A 25,887-nucleotide genomic window follows, 5' to 3' on the forward strand; every position below is an offset into this window, starting at 1 on the left:
ATGGCAGGCGATTTCTTTCGGCGTCGACCGACCGCAGGGTGCAAGTAGCACGCGCTTCACGAGCAGGTATGTGACAAGTCTCACAGTTCGCTGTTTGGGGAATGCCTGGTGCCGGCGGCTGCGCGCCTATTCCTTGAAGAGCAGTTCCTTGTCGTTCGAATATTTCACCAGCAACGGAATGCTGGCGCCGCCGATAACGGGGCCGAGATGGCCAAACGTCCCCTCGATGACGGAGAACGGCTCGGGGCGATCGACAAGGATCCGTGCCAGCTTTCTGCGCATGGCCTTGGCGATCTCCTTGCGCACGCCATTCGGTATGGCGCCGTCGATCACCACATTGTCGATGTCGAGCAAGGCAACGGCACTGCGGGCGGCATAGGCAAGCCCGTCCGAAACCTCATCGATCCACGCGGTGAGCGGCTCTCCAAGGTCGCCCCAGTCGTCGGGCGACGACCAGATGCGGCCGGCGCCCTCGTCCCCATTGTCCTGGTCGTTGAGCTTGCCGGCCAGCGAATGCAGCGAAGCGACGCGCAGCAACGGGGTCATCCGGTCGCCCTTGCGCCCCGGCGCGGGCACCGGCATGTCGCCCAGCGCCCCGGCCAGCTTGTTGCGGCCGGGGAACAAGTGATGATCGAGCACCAGGCCGCCGCCGATGAAGTGCCCGACATAGGCATAGAGAAAGTCGGCGCGCGATCCGCCGGCGCCAAACATCAGTTCGGCCGCGGCCGACACCGTGGCGTCGTTGTAGAGGAACACCGGCCAGTCGAACGCCCGGTCCAGTTCGGCGCGAATGTCGATTTCCCTCCAGGCATCCAGCCTGCTCGCCGGCACCGCGCCCTCTTCGCTCAGGTTCCACTGATGGAATGGCGAGGCGATGCCAAGACCCGCGATGCGGTCTTGCTCTATCGATCTGTGCTTGCGGCACATGCGCGCGATGGCGCCCTTGGCGAATTTCATCACCTCGACGGGCGTCGGATAGTGGAACAGCGTGCGTTCGAACGCCATCACGTCGCCGACGAAATTGACCAGGGCGACATCGGCGCTGCGATGGTCGACCTTGAGGCCGAAGGCGTACGCGGCTTTCGGGTTCAACGCATAGGGAACCGAGGGTTGCCCCAGCCGTCCGCGCAAAGGCTCCAGGCGCAGCAGCAGCTTGTTGTCGGCGGCGCGGTTGACGATGGTGGTGATGGTTTGCGCGGCCAGCCCGGTCAGCCGCGTCAAATTGGTCTTGGCCAGCTGGCCGTGCCGGCGGATCAGCGAGACGATCAGGCGTTCGTTGTAGACGCGGCTCTCGGCCTGCGTGGTTCCGCCGCTGCGGCCCTCGGCGATCTTTTCGAGACTGAAGAAGCTGGTGCCGGTCACGCTTTCCCCTGCGCAAGGAGGTTGGCCGCAAGGCGAGCCGATCAAAGCGCTGACGTAGCAATGCGGGAACGGCAAGGCAACACTTAAATCCACCCGATGGAAAAATGTAGTTGACGCCGGCCGGCCTGCTGTCGTTCAAAGTATGCAAGCCTGGAGGAGCAATGCCGTGACGCAGACCCGGACAATCATGTGCTTTGGCGATTCCAATACCTATGGCGCCATTCCCACCCTGGCCCGCGTCGGACGGCGCCGCTTCACGCCCGACCGGCGCTGGCCGGGCATCATGCGCCGCCAGCTCGGCAGCGGATGGGATGTGATCGAAGAAGGGCAGGGCGGGCGCACCACCGTGCACGACGATCCGATCGAAGGTCTCCACAAGAACGGGCTCAAATCGCTCCCGGTGTGCCTGGAAACGCATATGCCGCTCGACCTCGTCATCCTTATGCTCGGCACCAACGATCTCAAGCATAGGTTCTCGGTAACGCCGAATGATGTCGCTGATTCTATTGAGATCTTGGCCAGAATTGTGCTGCGCAGCGAAGCTGGCCCCGCAGGCGTGGCGCCCGCGGTCCTGATTGTTGCGCCGCCGCCGATGCTGGAGGTCGACTGGTTCGGCCAGATGTTCCTGGGCGGCGCTTCAAAGTCGATGCACTTTGCCGGCTTGTTCCGTGATGCCGCCCGGCGCGCCGGCGCCGCGTTCTTCAACGCCGGCGATGTCGTCGAGTCGAGCGCGGTAGACGGCATTCACCTCGACAGCGACGCGCATCGCGTGCTCGGCACGGAATTGGCCAAAGTCGTCCAGTCGCTGATCGGCAAGGCGTGATCGCGTGGGCGAGTCACCCGACTATCTCTGATTAATTAATTCCACTGGAAAAAGTTTTGACTTGCGAGCGGGAAGGTGGGTATCTGGGGAGACTGGGAAGAGTAGCGACCGCGAGGCTTGCGATGCGCGGCAACAATCAACGACAGGGAGGAAGTGAAATGCGATCTGACAGGAACATGATGCTGGCGACGCTGCTCGGCGTTGCCGGTGTGCTCGCGGGCGGTACCATTCTGGCAGGCGCGCAGGACGGCCCGGCCGGGCTCACCAAGCCGGCGGTATTTGCGCCGTTCGATCCGAAGGCGCCGGCCTGCAGCCCACCGCCCGGCCTGAACAAGGTGCTGGCCTTCGCGCAGGATAACGAGCGTGAATTCATGCAGGGCGTCGACCGCGGCCTGGCCGCCGCCGCCAAGGATCGCGGGCTGGGATATCGCCGCGCGCTTGCCAACAATGACGCCGCCAAGGGGGTCGAGCAGGTGCAATTGTTTCTCGCCTCCAAGATCGGCGGTCTGGTGGCGGCGCCTGTGGACCCGGCCTCCATGAGCCGCAGCCTGCAGGAGCTTATCTGGTCGGGCGCCTATGTCGGCACCATCGTGCCGCCGCCAGCCACGTCGCTGCTCAATGCGCCGCAATACGAGACCGGCAAGGTGCTGGCCGAAGCGGCCGCAGCCTACATAAAGGACAAGCTCGGCGGCAAGGCCAATGTCGTCATCCTGTCCCATGACAGCATGGAATTCCTGGCGCCGCGCTTTGCCGCCATGCGCGACATCTTCAAGGCCATGCCTGATGTCACCATCGTCGCCGACATCTCACCCAATCCCGTCAACAAGGAAGGCGGCTTTGCCACGATGAGCACCATTCTCCAGGCCCATCCCGACGTCGATGTCGTGCTCGGCGCCGACACGGTCGTGCTCGGCGCGCTGGCTGCCCTGGAAGCGGCGGGCAAGGCGCGGCCGGACCAGTTCCTTGGCGGCATCGACGGCGAACCGGAGGCAGTCGCCGCGATCAAGAAAGGCGGCGGTCCCTACAAGGCAAGCATCAGCCTGGCGTCGCCGGTCTTCGCTTATGCCATGGGCCAGCACGCGGCCGACTGGCTGGAGGGCAAGAGCATCCCGCAGGCGATGGATATCCTGCCCGTGGCGCTGACCAGCGACTACATGGCCCAGTACGAGGCCGATGTCGCCGACCCGGCCGCGGTCTACAAGGACCCGAAGCGCCGCGATATCTATCTCAGGATGTACGGCAACATCTGCTACGATACGCGCGACCAGTATGTGAATTTCCCCTGGTCATCCGAGGCAAAGTAGCGCCTGTTTTTCCCGCGCGATACGGGCGGTTCAGCCTGACCTGAAACCGCCCGCTTCAGTGAGAGGCAAGCATGAGCACAGACAGCCTTCGAACGGGGACGACACCGCTGCAAACGGGCCGGTTTTCATCCTTGCTGCCGGGCGTCAAGGCGCCGGGCGAAGCGTCTGGCCGCATCGGGCTGGCGCTGGTCGCGCTGGGCTTGATCATCGCCTTCTCGCTGTTGAACAAATCGTTCTTCAGCCTCGACAATTTCGTCGTCATCGGCGTCAACTCGACCTCGATCCTGATCGCCGTGCTCGGCACCTCCGCGCTGCTGATCGCCGGCTATGTCGACCTCTCCATCGGCAGCATGGTCGCCTTGATCGGCATCATCACTGCCAAGGTTGCGGTGGCGACGCAGAGCGCGCCGCTGGCAATCTGCGTCGGCCTGGGTCTCGGCCTTTTGCTCGGTCTGCTCAACGGTCTGCTGGTGCGCAGGCTGAGCATCTCGCCGTTGATCGTCACGCTGGCGATGCTGGCGCTCTATGGCGGCCTTGCCTTCGTCGTCTCCAGCACCGCGGTCTATGGTTTTCCCGAGGCTCTGCTCGAATTGGGGCGGGGCAAGATCTTCGGCATCCAGTACACCGTGATCATCGCCGCATCTGTCTTTGTCATCGGAGCCTTTATCTTGACCAGCACGGTCACCGGCTTGAGGCTCTACGCCATAGGCGGCGACCCGCGCGCAGCCGAACTCTGCGGCATTCCGGTGGGGCGCACGGTGGTTGGCCTCTACGCCGCCAATGGCTTGCTGATCGGCCTGGTCTCGGTTCTGATCGCCGGTCGTCTCGGCAGCATCACGCCGACCATCGGCGTTCCGCTCGACGTGCTCACCGCCGCGATCCTTGGCGGCGTCGCTTTTTCCGGCGGCTCCGGCCGGCCGCTCGGCATCGCCATCGGCGTTGCCACCATCGGCATCCTCAATGCAGGACTGATCTTCGTCGGCCTGCAATCATGGTGGCAATCCATTTCGGTGGGAAGCATGCTGTTGCTGGCGTTGGTGGCCGACCAGGCTGCGATCGGTTTTCGCGGCCGGCGCGCTCGGGCCGCCGCGACCAACTTCACGGTGGCGGACAATGGTGCCGTCGCCTCGGCCGGCCCTGCCGTGACGGAGGGCAATGGAGAGGCCCCGCAAGGTCCGGCATTCTCGATTGCCGGCGCCCGCAAATCCTACGGCGCGCTGACGGCATTGGAAGAGGCGAGTTTCACGGTCGGCAAAGGCGAGATCGTCTGTCTGCTCGGCGACAATGGCGCCGGCAAGTCGACGCTGGTGAAGATTATTTCGGGCGCCATCCAGCCCGATGCCGGCGCGATGACCCTCGAGGGCCAGCCGATTTCCTTCAGGAGCCCGCAGGATGCACGCGTCGCCGGCCTGGAGACCGTCTATCAGGATTTGGCGCTCTGCCCGAACCTCAGCGTCGCCCACAATATGATCCTCGGGCGTGAGGAAACGCGGCGTTGGCTCGGTGTCTTCCCGGTTCGCGACGACCGAAAGGCCGCCGAGCAGTGTCGTGCCCGGCTTGCCGCGCTGGGCGTCACGCTTCGCGACGAAAACGTTCTGGTGCGCTCGCTGTCGGGCGGCCAGCGGCAGTCCATCGCCATTGCCCGCGCGCTTGCCGATCACGTCAAGCTGATCTGCCTCGACGAGCCTACCGCCGCGCTCGGCGTCAAGCAGACCGCGCAGGTCGTCAAGCTGATCCGTTCGATCGCCGCCAGCGGCACCGGCGTCATCCTGGTCACGCACGACCTGTCGACGGTCAGGGCGCTGGCCGACAGGATCGTCGTGCTCAGCCTCGGCAGGGTGGCTTACGACGGCTCGGCCAAACAGCTGACCGCCGATCAGCTCTGGGGCCTGATGGCAAGCGGGACGCTGGCGCCGGCCGCTGGGTAGGAATGCCGATCGCAGGATCTAAAGCTCGAGGCAGACCTTGCCGAAATGCCTTTGCGCTTCGTAGTGCCTGAAGGCGGCGGCGATATCCTGCAGTGGAAAGCTGCTGTCGATGACAGGCTTCAGGCGGTTGACCTCTATCGCACGGATCATGTCCTGCTGGTCGGCTTTGCTGCCGATGGAAATTCCGCTGATGCGGATCTGGTTTGAAAACAGCGCCGGGATTGAAACTTCTGCTGCAAAGCCGGTCAGGACGCCGATGAGTGCGATATGCCCGCCTGTCCGGCAGGCCGCTATCGACTGCGCCAGCGTCGCCGGTCCGCCGACCTCGATCACATGATCGACGCCGCGTCCGTCCGTCAGTTCCCTGGCCCTGCCGCCCCACTGCGGCACCGCCTTGTAGTTGATGACGCTGTCGGCCCCGAGTCGTCTGAGCTTCTCCAGCTTCCCTTCATCGGACGAGGTGGCGATGACCCTTGCGCCGGCGGCCTTGGCAAATTGCAGCGCAAACAATGACACGCTGCCGGTGCCAAGGATCAGCACCGTGTCGCCGGGCTTTACCTTGCCGCATGTCACCAGCCCGCGCCAGGCGGTGACGCCCGTGCAGGTCAGCGTTGCCGCCTCGAGATGCGTATAGCCCGCCGGCGCCCTGGTGAATGCGTGCGCCGGCATGCACACATACTCGCTGGCGAAGCCGTCGAAACTGTCTCCGGGAATGTCGCGGCTTGTATCGGATCTCATGTCGCCGGCCAGCCACCAGGGGTAGAAAACACTGACGACGCTGTCGCCCGGCTTGAACGTGTCGACGCCGTCACCGATCGCGATCACCTCGCCGGCGCCATCCGACAGCGGCACGCGGCCTTCGGCGAGCGGCACCTTGCCTTGTACGGCGAAATCGTCGCGCATGTTCAGCGCGCAGGCGCGAATCCTGACCAGCATTTCTCCCGGCCCAGGCCGGGGCTGATCCACCTCGACCAGGTCGAGCTTGTCCAACCCGCCCGGCGCTCTCAGCCTGACCAGCTTCATAGTCTCTCTCCGACGTAAAGAGCGTTAGCATGGCGGCGGCGGTCCAGCCTATCGCCGGACCGGCCGGCCGGAAATCACGCGCAGCCAAGGCGCCAGATGGACGGCGCTCATCAAGAGATACATCAGCGGCATGCCGGTGAGCGGGGAGGCATCGGCCCCCAGGCACGACATGACGCCGTCGCCAGCGTGAATGCAGGTAAGCAGCGCCATCACGGCGAAAACAGGGGCCGCGGCGAGGCACAGCCAGTCGGCGGTGCGGAGAGAAACTGCATCGGAGCGTTTAGGGACCTCACTGTCGGTCCCTGTGCCGATATCGCTCATGGTCGTAATCCCTTGATGATCAATGCCCGGGTTTCCTGTCCCGTGAGGGACAGGAAACCAAGCTGGATGGGCGCCGCTCCAGGTCCTTACTTGCCGTCCTTGTTGCGGAACGCGGCTTCGCCGGCCGCCGACACTTCCTCCCACGTCTTGTCGGGTGCGGCGTCGTAATTGTCGTGCCAGTTCCACCAGCTGTAGAGCTCGGTCTGCGGATAGCCTTCGGGCGAATCCTCCCAGATTTCCTGGCGGCCGAGCGGCGTTGCGTCGAGGTAGCTCCAGACCGTGCCCATCTGCTCGTCGCCGCGGTTGTTGATGAAGTAGGTGCGATACACTTTCTTGCCGTCCTGGATGAACACGTTGTGGCCGTGCCATTCGTCGACGCCGAAATCCTTGTCGAAACTGTCGGTGATTGTGTACCAGGGCATCTCCCAACCCATCCGCTGCTTCAAGCTGGCAATGTCGGCCTGCGGCGCGCGGGAGGCATAGGCAAGCGTGGTGTTGCGGGCGTTGAGATGGGCGAGATGGCCGACCTGGTCGGCGCCGAGCGAACAGCCGCGGCAGGCATGTTCGGGCCAGCCGTGGACGCCGGGTTCGTAGAAGGCGCGGTAGACGATCAACTGGCGCCGGCCCTCGAACAAATCGAGCAGGCTCGCTTTGCCGTTGGGACCTTCAAACACATAGGCCTTGTCTACTTCCATCCATGGCATGCGCCGGCGCTCGGCCGACAGCGCGTCCCTGGCGCGCATCGTTGCCTTTTCCTTCACCAGCATCTTTTCGCGCTCGGCTTCCCATTCTTGCCTTGAAACGACCGGTGGGGTCTTCATTGCCACGTGCTTGGTCATTGCTTGTTTCCTTTGCCAGTTGTTGAGCCGTTGTGGCTTGTCGTTGCCTGTTGATCGTGAGGCAGGCTAGGGCCGCGAGGCGGCGAGGGCGGAGTTACAAATGTGACGGCATTTGCAGGCGGGCCACCGCAGCAGGGGTGGCGAGGCCGCACGGTGGGCTCGAAGTCCTCGGAAGCAGGCATGGTCGGTTTTTCCTTATTGAGAAGCTTAACGCGACTGTCTGAGATGCTCAGGCTAGCGAATGCGAATATTGCCGTCAACGCAGGCCTGGGCGTCTTCAACCAGTCCAGATGGCTAGGTCGCCGTCCGCGGCTTGCTGCTTGGCGGTGGTGACTTAAGTTAGGGCCGATAAGGGGAGCGGTGGGAGTTACAAATGTGACGGGATTTGCATGGACTCGCTGATCACCGCGGCAGGGCTGGCGCTGGCGGCGGGCAATCCGCTGGCGGCACTCGACCGCGTCGCCTTGCGCGAGGATGCCCCGGCGCTGGCGTTGCGCGGCATTGCCATGGCGCAGCTCGGCGATTTCGATCGCGCCAAAGTACTGTTGCGTAGGGCCGGCCGTGCCTTCGGTCCAAAGGAGGCGGTGGCGCGCGCCAGGTGCGTTGTCGCCGAAGCCGAGATCGCACTTGTTTCGCGTGATCTCGGCTGGCCGTCCAAGGCGCTCGACGCGGCGCGGTCGACATTGGAAAAGCATGGCGACCGGCTGAACGCGGCGCATGCCGGGCATCTCAAAGTGCGCCGCCTGCTGCTGATCGGCCGCCTCGACGAGGCTGAAGACGTGCTGGCTGGGCTCGATCCGTCGCCGCTTCCGCCGGCCTCACGCGCCGCGCATGAACTCGCGGTTGCCGGCATCGCCATGCGGCGCCTGAAGACGAAGGCCGCGCGCGCAGCCCTTGAGTGGGCGCGCCATGCCGCCCGCCGGGCCGGCATTCCGGGTCTCATGGCGGAGGTCGACAGCGCCTTCCTGGCGCTGGAGACGCCGGCGGCGCGGCTGATCGCAGGCGGCGAGGAGCATCCGCTGTTGCTCGAAGAAGTCGAGGCGCTGCAGGCGTCGCGCGCGCTGGTCGTCGATACGTTCCGCTATATCGTGCACAAGCAGGAAACAACGATCTCGCTGGCAACGCGGCCGGTGCTGTTTGCGCTGGCGCGCGCGCTTGCCGAAGCCTGGCCGGCGGATGTGCCGAGGGCGACGCTGATTGCCCGCGCCTTTGGCGGCCGGCATGCCGATGAATCGCATCGCGCCAGGCTGCGGGTCGAGATCGGCCGGCTGCGCGCCGAATTGCGGCCGCTGGCGGGCATCGGCGCGACCAGCCAGGGCTTTGCGCTAAAGCCGCGCGAAGCAGGCTCCGTGGCGGTGCTGGCGCGGCCGATCGAGGAGCGGCACGCCGCGGTGCTGGCCTTCCTGGCCGATGGTGAATCCTGGGCCAGCTCGGCGTTGGCGCTGGCGCTGGGCGCCGGACAGCGCAGCGTACAGCGGGCGCTCGAGCAGTTGGCCGAGACCGGCAAAGTGCAGTCCTTCGGCCACGGCCGGGCGCGGCGCTGGATGACGCCACCGGTCGCTGGTTTCACGACCACCTTGTTACTCCCGTCGCCGCTGCCGAACGGCTAGGAAAGGTGACCATGATCGAGGACCAGGACATGAAACATTCAGCAGCGGAAATCCTGCGCGAATACGGGCCCTTTCCTGATGTCGACACCGTGCACGGCGTGAGCTTCGACGGACAGAATGTCTGGTTTGCGACGGGCGAGCGGCTGACCGCCTTCGATCCGGCAAGCGGCGAGACGCTGCGCTCGATCGATGTCGCGGCACATGCCGGCACCGCCTATGACGGCCGGCATCTGTTCCAGCTCGCCGGGGACCGCATCCAGAAGATCGACCCCGATACCGGCAAGGTGCTCTCCACCATCCCGGCGCCCGGCGGCGGCCGCGATTCCGGCATGACCTGGGCCGAGGGCACGCTCTGGGTGGGGCAGAACCGGGAGCGCAAGATCCACCAGATCGATCCCGAGACCGGGAAAATCCTGCGCACCATCGACTCAAACCGCTTCGTCACCGGAGTGACCTGGGTCGATGGCGAGCTCTGGCACGGCACCTGGGAAGGCGACCAGAGCGATGTCCGGCGCGTCGATCCGCAAACTGGCAAGGTGCTGGAACGGCTCGACATGCCGGCGGGGGTGGGCGTTTCCGGGCTCGAATCCGACGGCGGCGACCGCTTCTTTTGCGGCAGCGGCCCTGGCGGCATGGTGCGATCGGTGCGTCGGCCGAAGTAAGGCCGTCAAGTATTGGGCCGGCAGCGTATTTCCTACGGTCATCCCGCCGAGATCATATCCCGGAGCCGTCGAGCAGCGGGACGTCTTCGCCTTGCCACGGACTTGGCATTGAAGCCCGGCTCAGATTGGCCGTCGGCAGCGGCATCCAGCATTTCAACTCCGGTTCGGGGTATTCGATCACCCGTCCTGGCGACGAATCGGAAGAGCGCCAGCCCTCCGTGCCGAACTGGTCGGCGCGCGACCAGTAAGCGAGGTCGACCTCGGCCGGCCCCTGCTCCGATGGCCTGACCGTGACCAGGATGCGGCTGCCGTCCTTGGGCGCGCTCGCCATGTGCCGCCAGCGATCGGGTTCGTCCATTCTCATGTCCTCCTGCACGTTGCAGGGATAGTCGCCGCGCTCTTGGCAGCGGTCAACCCGAACTTTGCCCAAGCACGAGATCTGTTTAGTACTCCCGCGCCGTCGGCCGAAACTGGATCTGGTTCATGTCGACCTCGTCGGGCTGGCTCACGGCGAACGCCCACATGGCGAAAGAATCCGGGTGCCGGGCCGCAACAAGAAAATCGAAGCCGGCATGTGAACGGGCTCACATGCCGCCACTGCAAGGAACGCTATGGGACGTCCGGCCATGACAGGGGTTTCGGATGACACTTGCTGATCTGTCTTTTTATCTCTTCACTATTTTCAATGGCTTGCGCGTGGTGTCCTACCTGCCGCAGATCGTGCGGGTGGCCCGGGACAGGCACGGGGCGTCGGCGATTTCCTACGCGACCTGGCTGTTGTGGACAGGCGCCAACGCCACGACGGGACTCTACGCCCACATCAATCTGAACGATCCCGCGCTGGCGGCGATCAACTGGCTGAACGCCGTATGCTGCGTGCTGGTCATCGCGCTCACCGCCTACAAGCGCCATCGCGCACGGCTTCCGGTTGAGGAAGCCGCAAGCCGGTCGGAAGCGACCGCTCTGATGGTCGACAATGTCTGCTGAAGATCACCGCGGCAGATTGCGCTTTTCGAGGCCGCTCTCAGACATGCACGGTGCCATGCGAAAGCTCGCCCTCGTCGCTTGAGATGAGGAAAGCGGCTGCGAGTAGGCCGACATAGAACAGCCCGACCATGCACACGACATAGATGCCTGGAACCGGGCCGAGCTGCGCCACGCGCGCGGCGTCGAGAAATGACGCGCCCAAGCCTATCGGCGACCCTTCGCGCTGCAGACTGGGCGTCGTGATCTTCAGCACCCACGCCAGCATCAGGATCGTGTACATGAAAATGTAGTTGCGGCGCAGCCGGCGCACCAACGCCGCGCGTTGCGAGATCAGGAAGCGCGGCGAACGCAGGCCTTCGCCGACGATGGCCAGCCAGTTGGAGGCGTAGTCGGGCTGCGGCGAGAAGATCTGCGCGAAATAATAGCGCTCGAACTGGCGCACCCTGGCCCGGTAGACATCGAAGAAACGATAGCGCCGCGCCTCGATCCATAGCAGCAGCGTGGTCAGCAGCATGGCAAAGAGCAGCACCCCGTGATGGGCGCTGGGCGTCGAGAGTGAGACTGAGAGCATGGCGGCGACGACAGTAATCGCCCAGTTGCTGGTACGGTCCAGCCGGTCGCGCAGCCGGCCATGCGGGCGATTTCGGCGCGGTGGAAATGCGACATGGTGGCCACGAATTCCGATGAGGTGAGCTTCAGCGCGAACGCATCAGAGGCCCGCGGCGCTGCAGCCGCTTCGTCGGTTTTCACGGTCTTGACCTGGGACATCCCTTGCCACGCGCCTCCCAACGCCATGGCCGGCCGAAACGACGCCGGTCATCCCCATCTGCGCAACGCGCAATCGGTTGAAAATGTTCCGTCGCCGGCCCGGGTCTCGGCGGTTTATCCGCAGTCAGATAGGCCCGTTATGCGATTCAGGTAAGGAGGAACCTGCGGCGCGCCAAGGGAGCGTGGCGTGCAACCGATCTCGCCCGCAAACGTTATACCGGGCACAATGAGGGGGTGCATGTCCTTCGTGGTCAACCGGCGCCGGTCGGTCGCGCTTGCCGTGGCAGCTTTGGCATTCATGCCGGCCGCATCGTTGGCAGCCGAAAAGACCGGCATGTCCAGCGAGGGCATTTTCGTTCTCGAAATCCTCCTTCTGCTTCTCGTCGGCCGCGGCATCGGCGAGTTGCTGGAGCGTCTCGGCCAGCCGGCGGTGATGGGTCAGCTCATCGGCGGCATCCTGCTCGGGCCATCGCTGCTCGGCTGGCTATTGCCGGAAGCAGAACGCGTGATCTTTTCAGGCGACGCCACCCAAAAGAGCATGATCAGCGCCATCGCCCAGCTCGGCGTGTTGATGCTTCTGTTGCTCACCGGGATGGAGACGGATCTGCGGCTGGTGCGCAGGGTCGGCCGTGCGTGCTTTTCCATCTCCGCCGCGGGCGTCGCCGTGCCTTTCGCGCTCGGCTTCACCGCCGCGCAGTTCATGCCGGCCTCGCTGCTGGCCGACGGAACCGAGCGCATTGTCGCCGGTCTCTTCCTCGGCACGGCGCTGTCGATCTCCTCGGTCAAGATCGTCGCCATGGTGGTGCGCGAGATGAACTTCATGCGCCGCGATCTCGGTCAGACCATCGTCTCGTCGGCCATCATCGAGGACACGATCGGCTGGGTGATCATCGCCATCACCATCGGCATCGCCACCAAGGGGCGCATCGAGCTCGGCAGCCTTGCCTTCACCATTGTCGGCGTCGCCGCCTTCATGGGGTTTTCCTTCACGATTGGCCGCCGCATCGTCTTCGACGCCATCCGCTGGACCAACGATACGTTCCGCAGCGAATACGCCGTCGTCACCGTCATTCTCGCCATCATGGGCGCAATGGCGCTGATCACCGATCTGATCGGCGTCCACACCGTGCTCGGCGCCTTCGTCGCCGGCATACTGGTTGGGGAATCGCCGATCCTGTCGCGTCATATCGAAGGGCAATTGCGCGGCGTCATCATGGCGCTGTTCATGCCGGTTTTCTTCGGCGTCGCCGGCCTTTCGGCGGATCTCACAGTGCTTGTCGACCACGAGCTTGCGCTACTCACGGCCGCTTTGGTGCTGATCGCCAGCTTCGGCAAATTCGCCGGCGCCTTCATCGGCGCCGAGCTTGCCGGCATGAGCCGCAAGGAAGGCATCGCCGTCGGTTGCGGCATGAACGCGCGCGGCTCGACCGAAGTCATCGTCGCCTCTATTGGCCTGTCGATCGGCGTTCTGTCGCACAATCTTTTCACCATGATCGTGACCATGGCCGTCATCACCACGCTCGCCATGCCGCCGACCTTGCGTTGGGCACTCGGCCGCTTGCCGATGGGCGAGAACGAGAAGAAGCGTCTGGAGCGCGAGGAGATCGACCAACGCGGCTTCATCGCCAATCTGGAACGACTGCTGGTGGTGACCGATGAGGGCGTCGTCGGCCGCTTTGCTGCTTACCTCGCAGGAGTCGTGGGCGCCGGCAGGCCGACGACGGTGCTGCATGCCCGAGGCGAGGGGGAGGAGGCCGAGCCCGGCACGGATGCGAAGCTCGAGCCGATCGAAAAGGGTGCCGAGGACAGCCGCGAGGCCGCCAGGAGTTCGGACGAGGAGCTGGCCCGCGCGGCGCCTGTCACGCGGCGCCACGAGGCCGAGCTTTCGGCCGAAACGGTTGCCAAGGAGGCGCGCAAAGGCTATGGGCTGCTGCTGATCGGGCTCGGCCGCGCGGTCACGTCGAAAGGTGGGTTTGCCCGCCGCATCAACGAGATCGCTGGCGCCTTCGAGGGCCCGCTATGCCTGGTGCTGAAGGCGACCGGCGCCGGCCGCCAGATGCCAAGGCTAGGACCTGAAGGCGGGAAGATTCTGGTTCCGGTCAACGGCACCGCGATCGCCCGCCGGGGTGCCGAAATGGCGCTGGCGATTGCAGCGGTCACGGGTGCGCGGGTCAAGATACTTTATGTCGCGCGCGTCGGCCGCGACGAACCGCGCGACACTGTCTCGCATCGCCGCAGGGAGGCGGTGCTGAAGGATACCGTCGCACTAGCCGACCGCTATGGCGTCGAGATCGAGACGGCCATCCGCAGCCGGGCCGCCGCCGCCGATGCCATTGCCCGCCAGGCCGGCAGGGGGGCGGCGCTGATCGTCATGGGCGTGGCGCGGCGCCCTGGCGAGGAACTCTTCTTCGGCGAGACGACCACCGGCGTGCTGCAGCGCTGCCAATGCCCGGTGGTGCTGATCTCGGACGCCAGGCTCAGCCGCGACGACGAGGGCAGGGAAGAGCTGCGCTCGGGAACGGGGACAGGGTGATGAGTATTTCCCCTCGAGGGGAAATTTCGCTCATGCCGCCTGCAGCCTCTCTCGGCCGGGCTGCGGCGGGAAGGCGATGGCGATGCCGGCAGCACCGAGGCCGATCAGCGCCGAGCCGATGAACAGCCAGGAATAGCTGGCATAGGCGTCGAAGATCATGCCGCCGGCGAGCGGGCCGAACGACATGCCGAGGCTGGACAACAGGGTCGCGGCGCCAAGTATCGTGCCGATGATGCGTGGCCCGAAATAGTCGCGCGCCAGAACCGCATAGAGCGGCATGACGCCGCCATATGTGGCGCCGAAGATGATCGCCAGGAGATAGAACTGCTCGAGATTGCCGACGGCGAGATAGGCGGCGATCACCACCGCCTGGATGGCGAGGCCCACGATCAGCACCGGCTTGGCGCCCAACCTGTCGCCGAGCACGCCGTAGAGCACGCGCCCGCCAAGGCCGGCAAGGCCCTCGACGCTGTAGATCGACACGGCTGCCATCGGCGCCACGCCGCACGACATGGCATAGCTCACCATGTGGAAGATCGGCCCCGAATGCGCCGCGCAACAGGCGAAGAAGGTCATGCCCAGCACCAGGAATTGCGGCGAGCGCAGCGCCTGGCCGACTGACATGCCGGGGGCCGCGGCAGGCGCGGGCGCGCTGCCATCCGCTGCCGCGACCGCCGCCGACGGCTGGCGCACCAGGAAGACGGCCGGCAGCAACAGCACCCAGGCCATGATCCCGATGTCGAACATGGCGGTACGCCAGTCATAGGCCGTGATCAGCCAGCGCGCGAAGGGCGAAATGGTCATCGGCGCCACGCCCATGCCGGCCGAGACCAGCGACACGGCCAGGCTGCGATGGGTCTCGAACCAGGCGGTGGTCAGCGCGATCATCGGCGCGAAGAAGGCGCTGGCCGCCAGCCCGACGATGACGCCATAGCTCAGCTGGAAGACCAGCAGCGATTGGGCTCGGCTCGCCACCACCAGCGACAGGCCGAGCAGCACCGCGCCGGCAAAAAGCACCGGGCGGGCGCCGACACGGTCATAGATGGCGCCCCAGGCGAAACCGCCTGCACCCATCACCAAGAAATTCAGCGTCATGGCGCTGGAAATGCCGGTTCGCGACCAGTTGGTGTCGAGCGCCATCGGCTCGAGAAAGATCGCCAGCGAAAACATCGCGCCGAGCGCCACACAGGTCATCAGCGCGCCGCACGCGACGATCACCCAACGGTAGGAACTGTTCATGCTCTTCTCCCGAGATCGGTTTCGATGCGGCGCCACTCGCTCCAGCTCCGTTGCGCCGCTTGCGTCCGAAGGACGTTGGCGGGATTTCGAATCCGACAATCCGGTTGCATTTTTTATCCGGTCTGCGTGGAAGTCCATCCGGATATGACAAAAGCAGGGGTGTAAGGCTGCCAAGCGCGCCGACAAGATAGACTGCCGAATTGACGAGCCGCTCCGCGGCACTAGCTTTGTGGTCTCGCGACGGGAGATATCGCTCATGGAACTGCATCGCGGCCGCCTCATCGACCACGTCCAGCTGGTGGTCAGGGACCTCAAGGCGAGCCGGCGCTTCTATGAAGCCGTCTTCAAGGTGCTCGGCATTCCGATCGGCGGCGAGGCCGAGGACTATTTCTGGGCCGACGAGCTGTTCATCTCAAGCCTCGACAGCCGGGCGGCGAGGGGACAGCTGACCGGGCGCCATCATCTGGCCCTCCAGGCCAGGGACAAGGCCATGGTCGATGCGTTCTACAAGGCCGGCCTCGATGCCGGCGGCGCCGACAATGGCGCGCCGGGTGAGCGGCCCTACCACCCCGGCTACTACGCCGCCTTCCTGCTCGACCCCGACGGCAACAACATCGAGGCGGTGTTTCACGGGCCGGCAAAGCGAAGTGCCGCTTCGGTCGAGATCAATTTCTAGCGCAGGTTCACGAGGAGCGGGTTGCGGTGATCCGTCCGGAGTTCTCGTAAAAACAAAGAGTTGAAGCGGTCCACGGATTCAATCGCTGAACTACTTCACATTGCCGGCGCGTAGCGGTTCACCACCATTCCGCAGGCATAGGCTTTAGAGCCGAGCAGGCGCAATTTCAGGAAGCCGCCACAGTCGAAAATCCGCTCGCCGTCGCCCAGCGCGGCCGGATTGATGAACAGCTGGAACTCATCGACCAGTCCCGCTGCAATCAGGGCCGAGGCAAAGCCGGCGCCGCCGAATACCGCCATGTCGCCTTCACCTTCAGCTTTCAGCGCCTTGACCTCGCGCGGCAGGTCGCCGCTGGCAAGCGTCGTGCGCTCCCACCGCGATGCCGCGAGCTTGTCGCTCAGCACCACCTTGCGCGCCTCGACGATGCGCTGCGCAAAGGCGTAGAAGGGATCGCGCGGATAGTTTTTTGCCGCATTGCCCCAATGGGTTAGATAGCCTTCTTCGGCCATCTTGCGGCTGAGCAGAATGGTATCGATGCCGGCGAACACCGCGTTGAAATCCTGCTTCAAGTCGTCGTCCCACGGGCAGTTGGCGCCCCATTCCCAGAGCTGCCAGTGCTCATCGCCGGCCGCGCCGACAAAACCGTCGACCGACATCTGCATCTGCAGGATCAGTTTTCTCATCGTCGTTCTCCTGATTGAGCTCTGGTGTCACCAGCGCCAGGTCAGGCGGCGTTGGTGATCGCTTTACTTTCGGAACCATTGACATGAGAGAAAAATGATGTCAATAGTAAAGTGATTTAGAAATGGAAGCATTGAGAATGTCGACCAGGGAAAGATCCGGCTGCCCCATCAGCCTGTCGCTCGAATTGCTCGGTGACCGCTGGACGCTGCTGATCATCCGCGACATGATTTTCGCGGGAAAAAGGCACTTCCGGGAGTTTCTGCTATCAGGCGAAGGCATCTCGTCGCGCACGCTGGCCGAGCGGCTGCAGACCTTGCAGGATGAGGGCATTGTCACCAGAAGCGACGACCCCACGCACAAGCTCAAGGCGATCTATAAGCTGACCGAGGCGGGCATCGACCTGTTGCCGGTGCTGGCGACGCTCGGCGCCTGGGGCAGCAAATACCGCACCGCCGATGACAAGCTGGCAAGGATCGCCGATGAATTGGCGACGGGCGGCGAGGCAGGCCTGGAGCAGATAAAGAAGAAGCTGCGCGCCGAGCATATCGGCTAGGGAGCAACGCCAGCCCTCCCTTCGGGCCGATGGCGGGCTACATCGACACGACGTCGCGCAGCCTCACCCTTCCCATCCCGCAAATCGCTGTGGCCGGAGCCATGTCTGCTTCGGATTGCCATCGCCCGAACCACGGCCTCTTCCAGCCAGCGCGCGATGGCGGGGGCGGCATGCATGCCGATTGGCCCATGCCGCCATGCACGTAGAGCTCTTCGACCGCGGTGCGGCCGGCGACAGGCAGCCCGTCCGACAGCATGGGCGATTGCCGGGATAGACATTCGTCACCGGGGGTGAGCCGAGACCGGACAGGATGCGCAGCGTGCGCGCCGCGATGCGAAGGCGTCTCGGCGCTAGCGCGCCGATCCACCTTCTCCAACAAGGGGAGAAGGTGAGGCGCGCCTTGTCCCGCCTGCGCTTCTACGCGTAGCCTAAGGAGCTAGCGGGAGGAGAATCGCTTGGACACCACTGTCGTTATTGTCGGCGCCGGGCCCGCCGGCCTTGCGGTCGGTGCCTGCCTGAAGCGGGCAGGAGTGGATTTCATCCTGCTCGAAAAATCGCAGGAGATCGCGCCCGCCTGGCGGCGGCACTATCGGCGGCTGCATCTGCATACGGTCAAGTCGTTCTCGTCGCTGCCGTTCCTGCCCTTTCCCAAAAATTATCCGCGCTACGTGCCGCGCGAAATGGTGGTCCGCTATCTCGACGACTACGCGGAAAAATTCGATCTGCGCCCGCGCTTCGGCGTGACGGTGAAAGCCATTCGCCTCGGGGACGGCGGTTTTCTGGTCGAGACAGGATCGGACAACATCAAGGCGCGCCATGTCGTCATCGCCAGCGGTAACAATGCCGAGCCGATCGTCCCCCGGCTCCCTGCTATCGAGGCTTTCAAGGGCGAGGTGCTGCACAGCGCCGACTATACGCAAGCGGCGCCCTTTGCCGGCCGCTCCGTGCTGATCGTCGGCATGGGCAACACCGGCGCCGAGATCGCGCTCGACTTGGCGGAAAGTGGCGCGCGTCCGACCATTTCGGTGCGCAAGGGCGTCCACATCGTGCCGCGCCAGCTGTTCGGCGTGCCGATCCAGATGGTCGGCATCGCCAGCCGGCCGATGCCGCAGGCGCTGAACGACTGGATGTTCCCGATCATCCTCGATTTCGCGCTGGGCAAGCTCGAGAAATACGGCATCGTCAGGCCGAAGCAGGGCATCCTGCAGCAGATCGACGAAGTCGGCCGCATCCCGGTCATCGACGTCGGCACGGTCGACGCCATCACCAAAGGCGCCATCAAGATCGCACCCGACATAGCGGGCTTCACCGAGCGCGGCGCTGCGTTCACCGACGGCAGGCAGGAAAATTTCGACGCCGTCATCCTCGCCACCGGCTATCGCCCGGGCTACGAAAAGTTTCTGCCCGTGGAATTGCAGCCGGAGCGCAGTGGCGTCAACGCCCGCGCCTCTCAACTCGGCCTCTACCTCGTCGGCTTCTACAATCCGGTCACCGGTCTGCTACGAGAAATCGGCAGGGAGGCGAAGGCGGTGGCGGCCGACATTGCGCGGCGGCGGTAAAAGGGGAGATCGGCTATCCATCACAGCCGCGCCGCATCGCCCTCATCCAGCAGCCATCGCCGCACGGCTTGCGTCGGTTCTGGGTGCCGTTGCTTGCGCGGCATCACGACATAGAAATCGTGCGTCCCACGCATCTCCGCGTTGATCGGCTGCACCAGCCGGCCGGCGGCAATGTCGGCGGATACGAGAAACCGGCTGGCCAGCGCGATGCCCTGGCCGGCAATGGCGGCGTCGATCGCGAGGCCTGTCTGGTTGAAGCGCATGCGTTTGGCCTCGGTGGCCATCCTCAGGCCGAGTACTCTCTCCATGAATTCCGGCCACAGATTGTGCGCGTCGTGCAGCAGGACGTGATGCTGGATATCGGCCGCCGCGATCTCGTTCGCGCCGGTCGGCAGCAGGGCAGGGCTGCAGATGGCGATGATCTGCTGTGGAAACAAAAGATCCACCATCAGGCCGGCGCCGGAGGGCAGGCGGCCTTGCCTGACCGCAATGTCGACGCCATCGGCCTGAAAACTCGACAGGCTTTCGCTGGCCAGGATTCGCAAATCGACCAGCGGGTTGTGCGCGACGAACTCCGGCAGTTTGGGGATCAGCCATTTGGTGGCAAAGCTCGGCGTGACGCTGATCGTCAGCCGCGCCGGTTCGGGCCGCAGCAGCAAGGTGGCCTCCGAGATCAGCTCGAAGGCGCGGCGGATGTTGGGCATATAGGCGCGGCCCTCATCGGTCAGCGCCAGGCCGCGCGGCAGCCGGTCGAAGAGTTTTGTGCCGAGATCGGCCTCCAGCCCGCGTATATGCTGCGCCACCGCCCCTTGCGTCACGTTCAGCTCTTCGGCGGCGATGCGGAAGTTGAGATGACGCGCGGCGGCTTCGAAGGCACGCAGCGCATTCAATGGTGGCAGGCTCAGGAAGGCTTCAGGCATGCAGGAGTTTTTCTACAGCTTGATTTCAGGCTTTCTGGTTCGAACCAGATGGCAAAACCGTTTATAGCATTGCTCGAAGGTCGGAAACATGTGCTTCAGAGTCCCGCCAGCCCGTGCGAAGGAAAATCGAGATGAGTGTAGAAAAAGTAGCAGTCGTCGTCGCGGGTGGCAGCGGTATGGGCGCGGCGGCGGCCAAGCGGCTGGCGGCGGACGGGTTCAAGGTCGCGATCCTGTCGTCCTCCGGTAAGGGCGAGGCTCTGGCCAAGGAGCTTGGCGGCCTCGGCGTCACCGGCTCCAACCAGTCGAATGACGATCTGCAGCGGCTCGCCGATCTGACGCTCGAGCGCTTCGGCCGCATCGACGTGCTGGTCAACAGCGGCGGCCACGGGCCACGCGCGCCGATCCTCGAAATCACCGACGAGCAGTGGCACACCGGTCTCGACGTCTATCTGATGAACGTCATCCGGCCGGTGCGCATCGTGGCGCCGCAGATGGTCAAGCAGAGGGCTGGCGCCATCATCAACATCTCGACCGCCTGGGTGGTCGAGCCGAGCCCGATGTTCCCGACATCCGCCGTGTTCCGCGCCGGGCTTGCCGCCTACACCAAGATCTTCGCCAACACCTACGCCGCCGACAATGTGCGCATGAACAATGTGCTGCCCGGCTGGATCGACAGCCTGCCGGCCACCGAGGAGCGCCGCGACAGCGTGCCGATGCAGCGCTACGGCACGTCGGAGGAGATCGCCGCGACCATCGCCTTCCTCGCTTCCGAAGGTGCGGGCTACATCACCGGCCAGAACATCCGCGTCGACGGCGGCATCATCGGCGCGATCTGACCGCGCCGGTCGCCTTGCGTGAGCCGGCGCGTCACTCCTTCACCGCGCCGGTCATCGACGAGACATAGTGCTCGACGAAGAACGAATAGAGCACCACCACCGGAAGCGAGCCGATCAGCGCTCCCGCCATCAGCGCCCCCCATTCGTAGACGTCGGAGCGCACCAACTCGGTCAGCACACCCACCGGCACGGTCTTGTTTTCCGAGGACTGGATGAATGTCAGCGCGTAGATGAACTCGTTCCATGACAGGGTGAAGGCGAATATGCCGGCGGAGATCAGGCCCGGCACCGAGAGCGGCAGCACGATTTTGGTGAGGATCTGCCACCGGCTCGCTCCGTCTATCAGCGCGCATTCTTCCAGTTCGAACGGGATGGAGCGGAAGTAACCCATCAACAGCCACGTGCAGAACGGCACCAGGAAGGTTGGATAGGTAAGGATGAGCGCGAAGGGCGTGTCGTAGAGCCCGAGGTTGAACACCATTACCGACAGCGGAATGAACAGGATCGAGGGCGGCACCAGATAGGCGAGGAAGATGCCGAGGCCGACCTGCCGCGCCCCGGAAAACCGCAGCCGCTCGATCGCATAGGCGGCGAACACCGACGCCAGCAGCGACAGGAAAGTAGCGGCGGTCGAGATGATGATCGTGTTGAGCAGCCAGCCCGGATAGGAGGTCTCGAACAGGAGATAGCGGATATGCTCCAATGTCGGATGCACCACCCAGAACGGATTGAACTGCGCATAGTCGGTCATCTCGAGATTGGGCTTAACCGCCGTGATCGTCATCCAGTAAAACGGAAACAACAGCACGAAGACGAACACCAGCAGCGGCAGATAGACCGTCACCACGCGGCGCGGCAGGCTCTGCAGGTAGCCCATGCCGCCTTCGTCGATATCCCCACGTTTCGCCTTCCTTGTCGCGGCCGTCTTGACCATGTCAGTCTCCGCCGCCTTGTTGCCATTTGCGGCGTTGCAGGCCGAAATAGCTGAACAGGATCGCCGCCAGCAGGAACGGGATCATGGCCACCGCGATGGCCGCGCCCTCGCCAAGCTGGCCGCCGGAAATGCCGCGCTGGAAAGACAATGTCGCCATCAGATGCGTGGCATTCACCGGTCCGCCCCGGGTCAGCACGTAGATCAGCTGGAAATCGGTGAAAGTGAACAGCACCGAGAAGGTCATGGTGATGGCGATGATCGGCGTCAGCAGCGGCAGAGTCACATAACGAAACAACTGCCAGCGACTGGCGCCGTCGAGCGTGGCCGCCTCGTAGAGCGACTGCGGAATGGTCTGCAGGCCGGCGAGCAGCGTGATGGCGACGAAAGGAATGCCGCGCCAGACGTTGGCGGCGATAACCGAAGCGCGCGCATTCTCCGGATCGCCGAGGAAATTGATGCGGTGGTCGATCAGGCCCATTTGCTGCAGCGCCCAGGACAGGATGGAGAACTGCGAATCGTAGATCCACCAGAAGGCGATGGCTGACAGTACGGTGGGCACCACCCAGGGCAGCAGGACTATCGCGCGGAAGAACCATTTGAACGGCAGGTTTTCATTGAGGATGAGCGCCAGCCACAGGCCGAGCACGAACTTCAGGATCGAGGCGCTGACCGTGTAGAGCAGCGTGTTGAAGACGGAGAGCCAGAAGACGTTGTCATTCCAAAGGTACTGATAGTTCTCGACGCCGATGAATATGCCGGGGCGGCCGATCCGGGCATCGGTGAAACCGAGCCAGACGCCCAGCCCGAGCGGATAGGTCAGGAAGACCAGCAGCAGCGCCGCCGCCGGCAGCATGAAGCCGAAGCCCAGCGCGTTGCGGCTTTCGGGAATCCGCGAAAGCATCGACGGACGCGGCTGGGCGGCAACGGACGGCACGGCCATGGAGGGCTCCTCATCGGGGAATCAGGTCACGGCGTCAACGGCCGCCATGGGATTGTGCGACGGGCCGGGCAGCGCACTAGACGCTGCCCGGCGGTGCCGTGATCAAACGCGGTAGTAGCGGTTGGCGCGCTTCTCCGCCTCCTCCATCGCCTCCTGCGGCGTCGCCTGGCCGGTCACCGCCTTGGCAAACATGTCGACCAGGACATAGTCGGCCATGGTCGCCGCCGAGGCATAGCCGAGCGGCCCGGCATAGCCGTTGGGACGCAGCGTCGCCGAGGCCTTTGCGTAGGCGGCGTTGTTCGGGTCGGCCGTCCACACCGGATTGTTGTCGAAGGCCTTCAGCGTCTGGCAGCAATAGCCCGCCGAGGAGGTGATCCAGTCGGTCATTTGCGGATCCTCGAACATGAACTGCAGATAGGCCTTGGCCGCATTGGGGTAGGGCGTGTAGTTGAAGATGACGGCCGTGGTCACCTGGAACAGTTCGACCGATTTCCCGACGGGACCGATCGGCAGGTTGGTGGTGCGGATGTCCTTGGCGATCTCAGCCAGCTTCGGATCGTTGTCCTTGTTGATCTTGGCTGTGTTGTAGGCGGAAATGCCGTTGGCGATAACGCCGAGTTCGCCGGCCAGGAAGGCGCGGTTATTATTGACGTCCAGCCAGCTTTCGGTCCCGGGAATGAAGGTCTTGTAGAGTTCCTGCGCGTAACCGATCGCCTTTAGCGTCTCGGGGCTGTTGATCGCCACCTTGCCGCTCTCGTCGACCATCTGGCCGCCATGGCTCCACAGCAGCCAGTGCGCGTAGTTGTTGCCGTCCCCGACGCCATGGCCGTGCGTGAAGCCGGCCGGATGTCCCTTTGCCTGCAACGCCTTGCAGAGCTCGAGGAAGCCTGCCGTGTCCTTCGGAAATTCCGAGAAGCCGGCCTCCTTCACCCAGCTTTCGCGATAGACGATGGCATTGCCGATGGTGGCCAGCGGCAGGCCGACGAACTTGCCGTCCCGCGTCGCATATTGCTTTGGTCCGTCGTGCCAGCCGCCATATTTCGAGCCCAGATACTCGCCGAGCTCGGTCACGTCATGCAGCTTGTCGGGATATTGATGCGGGTCGTCGAACCAGACGAACATCAGGTCCGGGCCGGAACCGACATTGGCGGCGACCGCTGCCTTGGGGCGAATGTCCTCCCAGCTTTCCTTGTCGACACGAACCTCGACACCTGTCGCCTCGGTGAAGCGCTTGGTGTTGGCCAGCCATTGATCCTCATCGCCCTTGACGAAGGGCGACCAGCGCAGCAGCCGCAGCTTTGCGCCTTCCTCGGGCTTGTATTTCAAGCCCTCCTGGGCAAAAGCCGGCGAGCCGACGAACCGGCTTCCCAGAGCTCCCGCCGCGGCACCTGCGGTCGTGCGGATTACATCGCGTCTCGTGAATTTCATGGTCGTCTCCTCCGGTTTATCTTCCTTGCTATGCGGTCCTTACCATCCCTTACGCGTTTCAAATCGTGTTCCGGTCTTGCCGTCAAAGAGATGAATCAGGCCAGGCGCGGCAGAGAGCCGTATGGATTCGCCCGGTGTGAAGGCATGGCGTTCGCGGAAATTGGCGACGATCTCGTCGCCGCCGGCGGTGCGGCCGATGATCTGCACTTCCGACCCGGTCGGCTCGACCACCGCGACGGTGACTGGAATGCCTTGGTCTGACGATAGCCGCAAATGCTCGGGCCGTATTCCCAGCACCACCGGATGACCGTTGCCAACGGCCGGCGCGCCGGCCAGCGGCACGGAAATTCCCCCGGCGCCGCGAAAGGACGGAGATCCGTCGGTGACGATCTCGCCCTTGATCAGGTTCATGGCGGGCGAGCCGATGAAACTGGCGACGAAGAGATTGTTTGGCCTGTCGTAGAGCTCCAGCGGCGGTCCGATCTGTTCGACGATGCCGTCATGCATGACGACGATCTTGTCGGCCATGGTCATGGCCTCGATCTGGTCGTGGGTGACATAGACTGTGGTCGTCTTGAGCCGCTGGTGCAGTTCCTTGATCTCGGCGCGCATCTGCACCCTGAGCTTGGCGTCGAGATTGGAGAGCGGTTCGTCGAACAGGAAAACCTGTGGATCGCGCACTATCGCCCGGCCCATGGCGACGCGCTGGCGCTGGCCGCCGGAAAGCTGGCGCGGATATCGCGTCAGCAATGGCACCAGCCCGAGGATTTCGGCGGCGCGCTGAATGCTGGTAGCGCAATCGGCCTTCGAAACACCTTTGAGCATGAGCGAGAACGCCATGTTCTCGGCGACCGTCATGTGCGGGTAGAGCGCGTAGTTCTGGAACACCATGGCAACGTCGCGCTCTTTCGGCGCAACGTTGTTGACGACCCGATCCCCGATCGCGATCTCGCCCCGAGAAATTTTTTCCAGGCCGGCGATCATCCTGAGAAGGGTCGATTTTCCGCAACCCGACGGGCCGACCAGCGTGACGAATTCGCCGTCGTCGATATCCACACTGACGCCATGCAGGACCTCGACGGTCCCGAACGATTTGTAAACATCGCCGATCGCGACAGACGCCATCGATCTCCTCCCGAATGCTTCTTGCGACGCCCCGAAGGAAACCGCTCCTCTCCCGCCTCGCGACCGTCTCCCATTCCCCCAACAGGTCGCGTGACGATCAGACGGTAGCGCTACCAAGCCTGCCTGTAAAGCGGCCATGCGGCCGGTGCTCTTGTCGTTCGGAACACCGGCGCAATGACCGGTTCGCCGGCAAACTACCCCCCATTCACAAAAGCCAGCACCAGCTTCTGCAGGTTTCCGCCGGGGCCGAATTCGACCCGGTCGAAGTCGCGGCTCGCCTGCCGCTGAGCCAGCGAGATCTGGGCGAGTTGCCTCGTCAGCTCGGTTCTGATCTTGCTGCAGCCGGGGTCATCAGTAACGGTCAGGCCGACGCTCACCGCCTCGATCTTGCGCACCATCTCGGCGATGGCTGCGCCATGCACTCTCTCGTGGGCGGCGAGCCCGGCGATGAACACCGTCCAGTTCTTCTGGACGGAAGCCGGCAACGGTTCGGCCGGCTTCGGCAAGGTATAGGTGATGATCAGTTTCGGCCGCGCCGACACCAGCTCGCAGGCGTCGCCTTTCGGCCTGTAGTCCCTGGTCCAGGTCAGCTTGAAATTGGTGTGCGCGATGACCCGGCCCTTGCCGAGCAAGGGGCCGGCTTCACCGATCGCGGCATAGAGTTCCGGGCCGGTCCGCCCTGCGATGGCGTAGGTCTCGACCTTTTCGACCGGCTTCCAGTCGGCGCGTGCCGGCGACGCCAGCAGAGAGGCCGCGAACAGGAGAAAGAACATGGCTGGTTTCATGGAAACGTCAGAGACACTGGGCTGAGGCAAAGATCAACCCGGCGCAAA

The 25,887-nt window shown here is 64.2% G+C and carries 24 protein-coding genes and 1 pseudogene; 11 read left to right on the forward strand and 14 right to left on the reverse strand.

All coding sequences use genetic code 11. The features are described from left to right. Nucleotides 1–126 precede the first annotated feature (126 nt). Nucleotides 127–1,362, reverse strand: coding sequence for an ROK family protein (locus AC3EMP_RS15710; RefSeq protein ID WP_352710064.1), 1,236 nt, complete (start codon nt 1,360–1,362; stop codon nt 127–129). A gap of 166 nt (nt 1,363–1,528) precedes the next feature. On the opposite strand from AC3EMP_RS15710, the gene AC3EMP_RS15715 reads away from it, so the two are divergent. The 3 genes from AC3EMP_RS15715 to AC3EMP_RS15725 all read left to right on the forward strand — a co-directional run bounded on the left by AC3EMP_RS15715 (nt 1,529) and on the right by AC3EMP_RS15725 (nt 5,417). Continuing rightward, entirely contained in the window at nt 1,529–2,185 is a 657-nt protein-coding gene (locus AC3EMP_RS15715; protein WP_023705133.1) for an SGNH/GDSL hydrolase family protein, read from the forward strand. 158 nt (nt 2,186–2,343) lie between these two features. After that, complete coding sequence (locus AC3EMP_RS15720) at nt 2,344–3,489, forward strand: sugar ABC transporter substrate-binding protein (protein WP_032886623.1); 1,146 nt, start codon at nt 2,344–2,346, stop codon at nt 3,487–3,489. Between the two features lie 71 nt (nt 3,490–3,560). Further along, nucleotides 3,561–5,417, forward strand: a complete 1,857-nt coding sequence (locus tag AC3EMP_RS15725; protein ID WP_352710067.1) for an ATP-binding cassette domain-containing protein — start codon at nt 3,561–3,563, stop codon at nt 5,415–5,417. Between the two features lie 18 nt (nt 5,418–5,435). Here AC3EMP_RS15725 and AC3EMP_RS15730 read toward each other — a convergent pair whose 3' ends face one another. The 3 genes from AC3EMP_RS15730 to AC3EMP_RS15740 form a co-directional block, all read right to left on the reverse strand. Then, nucleotides 5,436–6,440 carry a zinc-dependent alcohol dehydrogenase family protein gene (locus AC3EMP_RS15730; protein ID WP_023672529.1) on the reverse strand — a complete coding sequence of 335 codons (1,005 nt, stop codon included), beginning with the start codon at nt 6,438–6,440 and terminating at the stop codon, nt 5,436–5,438. A gap of 48 nt (nt 6,441–6,488) precedes the next feature. Next, nucleotides 6,489–6,761, reverse strand: coding sequence for a hypothetical protein (locus AC3EMP_RS15735; protein WP_023672530.1), 273 nt, complete (start codon nt 6,759–6,761; stop codon nt 6,489–6,491). Between the two features lie 86 nt (nt 6,762–6,847). Then, nucleotides 6,848–7,600: a DUF899 domain-containing protein gene (locus AC3EMP_RS15740; RefSeq protein ID WP_023695474.1), complete on the reverse strand. Its 753-nt coding sequence runs from the start codon at nt 7,598–7,600 to the stop codon at nt 6,848–6,850. Nucleotides 7,601–7,989: 389 nt separating this feature from the next. Here AC3EMP_RS15740 and AC3EMP_RS15745 point away from each other — a divergent pair, with 389 nt between their 5' ends. Beyond that, on the forward strand, nt 7,990–9,210 hold the full coding sequence (locus AC3EMP_RS15745) for a hypothetical protein (protein ID WP_023685490.1): 1,221 nt from the start codon (nt 7,990–7,992) through the stop codon (nt 9,208–9,210). A gap of 29 nt (nt 9,211–9,239) precedes the next feature. Continuing rightward, complete coding sequence (locus AC3EMP_RS15750; protein WP_023730380.1) at nt 9,240–9,872, forward strand: Vgb family protein; 633 nt, start codon at nt 9,240–9,242, stop codon at nt 9,870–9,872. Nucleotides 9,873–9,924: 52 nt separating this feature from the next. On the opposite strand, the gene AC3EMP_RS15755 is transcribed toward AC3EMP_RS15750, so the two are convergent. Next, nucleotides 9,925–10,230 (reverse strand): hypothetical protein, encoded by a 306-nt coding sequence (locus AC3EMP_RS15755; RefSeq protein WP_023689804.1) that lies wholly within the window; start codon nt 10,228–10,230, stop codon nt 9,925–9,927. Nucleotides 10,231–10,514: 284 nt separating this feature from the next. Between AC3EMP_RS15755 and AC3EMP_RS15760 the strand changes: the two genes are divergently transcribed. Then, a complete protein-coding gene (locus AC3EMP_RS15760; RefSeq protein WP_023673886.1) occupies nt 10,515–10,859 on the forward strand; it encodes a PQ-loop domain-containing transporter in 345 nt (114 codons plus the stop codon). A gap of 37 nt (nt 10,860–10,896) precedes the next feature. Here the strand turns inward: AC3EMP_RS15760 and AC3EMP_RS15765 are convergent. After that, nucleotides 10,897–11,627, reverse strand: a pseudogene (locus AC3EMP_RS15765) (DUF2270 domain-containing protein). Between the two features lie 238 nt (nt 11,628–11,865). Between AC3EMP_RS15765 and AC3EMP_RS15770 the strand changes: the two are divergent. Continuing rightward, nucleotides 11,866–14,160, forward strand: coding sequence for a cation:proton antiporter domain-containing protein (locus AC3EMP_RS15770; RefSeq protein ID WP_023742417.1), 2,295 nt, complete (start codon nt 11,866–11,868; stop codon nt 14,158–14,160). A gap of 30 nt (nt 14,161–14,190) precedes the next feature. Here AC3EMP_RS15770 and AC3EMP_RS15775 read toward each other — a convergent pair whose 3' ends face one another. Further along, on the reverse strand, nt 14,191–15,399 hold the full coding sequence (locus AC3EMP_RS15775; protein ID WP_352710070.1) for an MFS transporter: 1,209 nt from the start codon (nt 15,397–15,399) through the stop codon (nt 14,191–14,193). A 247-nt stretch (nt 15,400–15,646) separates the two neighbouring features. Between AC3EMP_RS15775 and AC3EMP_RS15780 the strand changes: the two genes are divergently transcribed. After that, the gene (locus tag AC3EMP_RS15780) at nt 15,647–16,075 is read left to right on the forward strand and encodes a VOC family protein (protein WP_155927330.1); all 429 of its coding nucleotides are present in this window, start codon (nt 15,647–15,649) and stop codon (nt 16,073–16,075) included. 95 nt (nt 16,076–16,170) lie between these two features. On the opposite strand, the gene AC3EMP_RS15785 is transcribed toward AC3EMP_RS15780, so the two are convergent. After that, nucleotides 16,171–16,758 carry a dihydrofolate reductase family protein gene (locus tag AC3EMP_RS15785; protein ID WP_023673464.1) on the reverse strand — a complete coding sequence of 196 codons (588 nt, stop codon included), beginning with the start codon at nt 16,756–16,758 and terminating at the stop codon, nt 16,171–16,173. Nucleotides 16,759–16,895: 137 nt separating this feature from the next. Between AC3EMP_RS15785 and AC3EMP_RS15790 the strand changes: the two genes are divergently transcribed. Both AC3EMP_RS15790 and AC3EMP_RS15795 read left to right on the forward strand, forming a co-directional pair. After that, the gene (locus tag AC3EMP_RS15790) at nt 16,896–17,312 is read left to right on the forward strand and encodes a winged helix-turn-helix transcriptional regulator (protein ID WP_023708707.1); all 417 of its coding nucleotides are present in this window, start codon (nt 16,896–16,898) and stop codon (nt 17,310–17,312) included. A gap of 455 nt (nt 17,313–17,767) precedes the next feature. Beyond that, a complete protein-coding gene (locus AC3EMP_RS15795; RefSeq protein ID WP_023708708.1) occupies nt 17,768–18,871 on the forward strand; it encodes a flavin-containing monooxygenase in 1,104 nt (367 codons plus the stop codon). A gap of 20 nt (nt 18,872–18,891) precedes the next feature. On the opposite strand, the gene gcvA is transcribed toward AC3EMP_RS15795, so the two are convergent. Further along, a complete protein-coding gene (gcvA, locus tag AC3EMP_RS15800) occupies nt 18,892–19,791 on the reverse strand; it encodes a transcriptional regulator GcvA (RefSeq protein ID WP_023742418.1) in 900 nt (299 codons plus the stop codon). Between the two features lie 131 nt (nt 19,792–19,922). Between gcvA and AC3EMP_RS15805 the strand changes: the two genes are divergently transcribed. Further along, nucleotides 19,923–20,627 carry an SDR family oxidoreductase gene (locus tag AC3EMP_RS15805; protein ID WP_023673468.1) on the forward strand — a complete coding sequence of 235 codons (705 nt, stop codon included), beginning with the start codon at nt 19,923–19,925 and terminating at the stop codon, nt 20,625–20,627. A gap of 31 nt (nt 20,628–20,658) precedes the next feature. On the opposite strand, the gene AC3EMP_RS15810 is transcribed toward AC3EMP_RS15805, so the two are convergent. From AC3EMP_RS15810 to AC3EMP_RS15830, 5 genes are all read right to left on the reverse strand, one after another. Beyond that, nucleotides 20,659–21,561 carry a carbohydrate ABC transporter permease gene (locus AC3EMP_RS15810; RefSeq protein WP_023673469.1) on the reverse strand — a complete coding sequence of 301 codons (903 nt, stop codon included), beginning with the start codon at nt 21,559–21,561 and terminating at the stop codon, nt 20,659–20,661. A 1-nt stretch (nt 21,562) separates the two neighbouring features. Next, entirely contained in the window at nt 21,563–22,462 is a 900-nt protein-coding gene (locus tag AC3EMP_RS15815) for a carbohydrate ABC transporter permease (protein WP_488494731.1), read from the reverse strand. 141 nt (nt 22,463–22,603) lie between these two features. Next, complete coding sequence (locus AC3EMP_RS15820) at nt 22,604–23,929, reverse strand: ABC transporter substrate-binding protein (protein ID WP_023693796.1); 1,326 nt, start codon at nt 23,927–23,929, stop codon at nt 22,604–22,606. A gap of 39 nt (nt 23,930–23,968) precedes the next feature. Next, entirely contained in the window at nt 23,969–25,054 is a 1,086-nt protein-coding gene (locus AC3EMP_RS15825) for an ABC transporter ATP-binding protein (RefSeq protein WP_023742420.1), read from the reverse strand. 194 nt (nt 25,055–25,248) lie between these two features. Continuing rightward, a complete protein-coding gene (locus AC3EMP_RS15830; protein WP_023742421.1) occupies nt 25,249–25,839 on the reverse strand; it encodes a DUF922 domain-containing Zn-dependent protease in 591 nt (196 codons plus the stop codon). Nucleotides 25,840–25,887 lie beyond the last annotated feature (48 nt).

Source organism: Mesorhizobium sp. P160219, assembly GCF_057786095.1.